At 68.3% G+C, this 4,394-nt stretch carries 5 protein-coding genes; 2 read left to right on the top strand and 3 right to left on the bottom strand.

Going from position 1 to position 4,394, the window contains the following annotated elements; all coding sequences use genetic code 11:
• Both VF468_30695 and VF468_30690 read right to left on the bottom strand, forming a co-directional pair.
• On the bottom strand, positions 1-955 hold a 955-nt coding region (locus VF468_30695), incomplete at its 3' end, for a hypothetical protein (protein ID HEX5882655.1).
• Positions 956-1,063: 108 nt separating this feature from the next.
• Positions 1,064-1,363 (bottom strand): hypothetical protein, encoded by a 300-nt coding sequence (locus VF468_30690; GenBank protein HEX5882654.1) that lies wholly within the window; start codon positions 1,361-1,363, stop codon positions 1,064-1,066.
• 481 nt (positions 1,364-1,844) lie between these two features.
• On the opposite strand from VF468_30690, the gene VF468_30685 reads away from it, so the two are divergent.
• Positions 1,845-2,219 (top strand): hypothetical protein, encoded by a 375-nt coding sequence (locus tag VF468_30685; GenBank protein ID HEX5882653.1) that lies wholly within the window; start codon positions 1,845-1,847, stop codon positions 2,217-2,219.
• A gap of 378 nt (positions 2,220-2,597) precedes the next feature.
• Here the strand turns inward: VF468_30685 and VF468_30680 are convergent, their stop codons facing one another.
• A complete protein-coding gene (locus tag VF468_30680; GenBank protein ID HEX5882652.1) occupies positions 2,598-3,146 on the bottom strand; it encodes a hypothetical protein in 549 nt (182 codons plus the stop codon).
• A gap of 846 nt (positions 3,147-3,992) precedes the next feature.
• Between VF468_30680 and VF468_30675 the strand changes: the two genes are divergently transcribed.
• Positions 3,993-4,394: cation:proton antiporter (locus tag VF468_30675; protein ID HEX5882651.1), on the top strand; the 402-nt coding region annotated here is incomplete at its 3' end.

The following is a 4,394-nucleotide window of genomic DNA, read 5'->3' as shown; positions in this document are numbered from 1 at the left end:
TGAACCAACCCACGACCACCAGGATCAGCCCGAGCCACCCAAGCACCTGCCAGCCGCGCTCGAGATAGGCCAGCAGCGTGTCGTAGAACACCGAGCTTGCCGGGCCGAACACCGTGCCGGCCAGCTCGTTGATGAACAGCTGGCGGCCGATCGACAGCGACCACGCCAGCAGCAGCGCGTTCGCCACCAGCGCCACCCCGATGATCACGGTCATCCGCGGCCGGCGGCGTGCCAGCAGGAACGCGGCCAGGTAGAGCGCCGCCACGACCAGGATCAGCCACCTGGCTACCGGATTCGCGAACGCATAGATCGTCCGCGCCTGCTCCAGCTGCGGCGCCTCCAGCAGCACGATCTGCTTGTCCACATCAGGGATCGGGACGTTCTCCACGATCGTGAGTCCGCGCGCGACCAGGCGCTGCTTGACCTGGTCGATGACGTCGGACACATCCAGGACGACCTGGTCGCCCTGGAGCGAAACCGCGCCGGTCTCCTCCCCCTTCAGAAGGCGAACCAGGGCCTGTTGCGCCCTGGTGTTGACCCTGACCCAAATGTCGGCGAAGGCATCCGATGCCACGAACGCGCGAACCTCACGGTCGATCAGCCCGTTGATCGCGCCCGAGAGTGGCCCGACCAGCTTCTGCAGGCGGGGACGGTCGGTGATGACCCCGGCGAATACCTCGTTGAGGACCGCCTCGATGTCGACCTGCTGCTCGATGGCGTTGGTGACCGTCGTCGCGATGGCGTCCTGCACCTCGGGCGAATGCACCAGGGGACCCACCGTGTCGAGATACCGTTGCGCGTCATTCAGCGTGCGCTGCCCCCAGAACGCGACCAAGCCCGGAGTCGTGAGCAGCACGGCCAACACGACACAGACGACCACCCCGATCGATCGCCCGGTCCTGCGCCGCTCCGCGGTGGGCGGCTCGATGGTCTGGGTGGATCCTGAGTCGGACATTCCCGGCCTCCTCGGTCCAACAAGCTGGGGCTCACACCGTGCCGACCTGCGGTTTCACATGCACGCCAACCAGGTTGGCGACGCCTACCCCAGCCGGCCCGCTGGCACCTAGGCCTCCGAGGCGCGTCTGCCCGGGATCTGGTTGCGCTGGGTGGCGCTGGCCCCCCAGTGCCCGATATCCAGCAGCGCGGCCAGCACGACCCAGAACCAGTCCCAGCCGCTCAACCCACGACCCGGGGTGTACAGCAGCAGATAGATCAGGGTCGCGAAGGGCAGGAAGATGATGCCCAGCAGCGGCCACAGGAAGGTGCTGAACGCGGCGTCGACCCGCTCGGGCCTGGCGACCCACACGATGAACACCGCCAGACGCGGAAAGACCCCGGCGAACAATGCGAACAGACAGCCCATCTCATCCTCCAGTCTTGTCCCGGCAGGCCCTCGCCATGCCAAGAGTCGCGGCAGTATTGCGGCCGGTACGGGATCGACGGCACCTGGCGGGCCTTGGCCAACTGGCCTGCCGCCGGGCGCCACCCGACTGCGCCGTCAGCTGGTCACCGTCTCCTCCCAGTGGCGTCGACCCACGTGCGTCCTAGGTTCGTGTGCGACTCTGGGGCGTCGTGTGCGAGCGGGCATCCCCCGAAACGAGTGAACTGCGGCCACCGTGGAGCGGATCCGTGACCGCGCCGCTGGCCTCGACGAGGCCACGCCTCCCGAGTTGCCATTGAGTGGACGACCGGGGAGGACGCAGTGATGTCCGGAGCGGCTTAGTTGCTAGGGTGAGACATGACGACCGTTAGCAGGTCACGGCCGTGCCCGGCGCGACAGACACCTCTCGGGCCATCCCAGGCCGCTGGAGGCGAGGCGTGGAGCAAATGAGGAGGGTCCCTCGTTGCTCGCGGCCACGCTCCGAGTCAGCGCGATCATCGAAGTCGCGACCGGTTGCGCCCTGCTCACTGTCCCATCTGGCGTCATCCAGGCACTCATCGGATCGCGCTCGGACCAAGCTGGGTGGATTGTGGGACGGGTGCTCGGGGGTGCGCTGGTCGCCCTCGGCGTCGCCGCGATGTTCCCATCCGGCCAGGCGCCCGAGCGTGGGGTGGCGCTAGGGTTTGCTGTCTACAACGCGTCGACCACCGTCATCCTAGGCGTAGCGGGCGTGGCCGGCGCGGCCGATGGTTGGCTCCTCTGGCCGGTCGTTGGGATCCACGGGATCCTCGCAGTGACGTTGATCGTTCTGTCTTTCAGAGTCGGCCGGACCTCTTGAGGCGTGCGATCACCGGGTGGCCCTCCGGTGAGGAGGCTTGAAGACGATTGGATCAACTCGTCTTGAGGCTGACAGGAAGCTGGATGTGCCGTCGCTTGGCCTCACCGCCGTGCCTGCAGACGGACGGCTACCTGGTAGTCACGGGGCCGCGATCGGAGCAGGCGAAGCCGAGGCCGCCTGGTGGGTGAGCCTATTGACAGCCTCCGCAGCCAAATGCCGCGCCTCGCCGGGCAACCCGTGGGTCACGCCGGCGAGGACGGCTGTTCTGGGCTGCTGCCTAGCGGCGGCGAGCGACGCGCCGAGACGTGCGTCGCGCGACCCTGCGGGATCCCATCATGGCTTGCCTCCTCTATCTCTCCGGCCTAGTGATGGTAGCCGTCATGGCCTGGTTGCTACGGCGGCCGTCTCCATGGCGTGGAGGTCCTTGGCCTCCTCGGCCTCCATCAGCCCGATCGCGACCAGATCCAGTGGGCTGATGAACCCGTCGCTGAGCCGGAAGCCCCCGGCCCGGGCGATCGCGTCGCGGAGCGGGACCGCCCAGTGATGCTCGATCAGGAGGAGTGCGGCCGCCGAGTCGTCGGGGATGTCGGCCAGGACGTCCCAGGCCTGCTCGTCGCTGAAGATCTCCACGCCGTCGGCGGCCGCCAGGGCGCCGGCCTCGGCGCCGGCCTCCAGGCCCTCCTCGCCCTCGATGCCGAGCCCGATCAGGGCCCCGACCTTGCTGCCGAGCTCGATCGCCTCGTCCTTGGTGAGGTTGCTGAGATGCTGGACCTCGATCTCGCCCTCGGCGTCCTTGTGGACGGCCAAGGCGTCGATCACCCGGACGGTGTCGCTCTCGCGCAGCCGCTCCAGCTCCTCGATGACCTCGCCATGAAAGTTCGGGTGGTTGAACCCGAGGACGATTAGCTGCACTGGTCCAATTGCCATGGGGCCTCCCTTCTTGTCAGTGCTTGGTGGTCAGACCAGGTCGCGCATGCCGCCGCCGTGGGCGGCGACCGCCCAGCCGCTCGTCTCCCGATCCGCCCGGAGGGCCGTGGACGAGTGTGCGTCTTCGGTCATCTGCCGATCCCTCCTGTGTTCTGCGGCCGATAACGCCGCAGGCCGCAATGGACGACCGAGGGCAGCATCGCACCAGGCCCAGTGAGCGGCATCGCCCGTTTCGGGTGAGCTTTCCGCCGTCGGACAGCCTCCCGGACCGGCCTACTCGGCTAGACGGCAGGAGCCCAAGGTCGACCCGGCGGTCCTCGTCCTCGCCCAGCGGACCGCCGCTGATCCGCGGCAGCTGGCTGGTCTCGCGATCACCGTCAGTTGTGCGTTCCGCAACCGCTTCCAGTCCATGAGGAGCTTGGTATCGGGCACCCGGGACGGTCACCGAGGCCACCTTGACCCGCAGGCGGCCGGCTGCACGGTGCAACGAACCAGACTTCCAGCACCAGGGCCTCGCCGTCGACCCCGACCGGGATCTGGGAGACGCCAGCGTCGACCACCATCTCGCGCCCATCAGGCTGGTGAGCCCCAAGAGCTCCGCGCGCGCAGCAAGCCGGCTGCCTGGTCCCTGTCAGCGAATCATTCACCTGTTTCGGGTGAGGTGCCCTTGCCCCATTCCGGCTATGTTCACCATCGTCGCCGGTCACAACCTGAGGCGGTCGACCGACGAACCCACCCCACATGCGCGCTAGGACGGGGCGGGATGGCACCGCCCGGCAGGCTGGCGGCCGGGGCCAGGGTCCCGGCGAGTGGCAGAGAACTGGTCGGCATGACAAGGGGACGCTGATGGGTGGTCTCACCGCTCTCGCGCTCGTCGTGGTCGCCTACACCCTGGTGGCGTCAAAGCTCGACCGGTGGGGGATCACCGGCCCCATGGTGTTCGTCGCCGCCGGGGTGATCCTTGGTCCCGGCGGGCTAGATGTGCTCCCCCTCTCGCTGACCGACGAGACGGTCCTCACCATCACCGAGCTGACCCTGGCCCTGCTGCTGTTCGCCGATGCCTCCACGGTCCGGCTGCGGGACGTCGAGGGCGATACCGGTCTGCCCCGCCGGCTGCTGTTCGTCGGGCTGCCGCTCACGGTCATTGCGGGCGCGCTGCTGGCATACCTGATGTTTCCCGAGGTCGGGTGGGCGGCGGCAGCACTGATCGCCACCATCCTGGCGCCCACCGACGCGGCGCTGGGGCTG

This window comes from Actinomycetota bacterium, assembly GCA_036280995.1.
In the GTDB taxonomy this organism is placed as follows: Bacteria; Actinomycetota; CALGFH01; order CALGFH01; family CALGFH01; genus CALGFH01.
This window is presented reverse-complemented; position numbering and strand designations above follow the sequence as displayed.

Bases quoted from the DNA above. Each gene is read 5' to 3' on its own strand.
- VF468_30690 (HEX5882654.1), bottom strand. From the start codon at position 1,363: ATGGGCTGTCTGTTCGCATTGTTCGCCGGGGTCTTTCCGCGTCTGGCG.
- VF468_30680 (HEX5882652.1), bottom strand. From the start codon at position 3,146: ATGGCAATTGGACCAGTGCAGCTAATCGTCCTCGGGTTCAACCACCCG.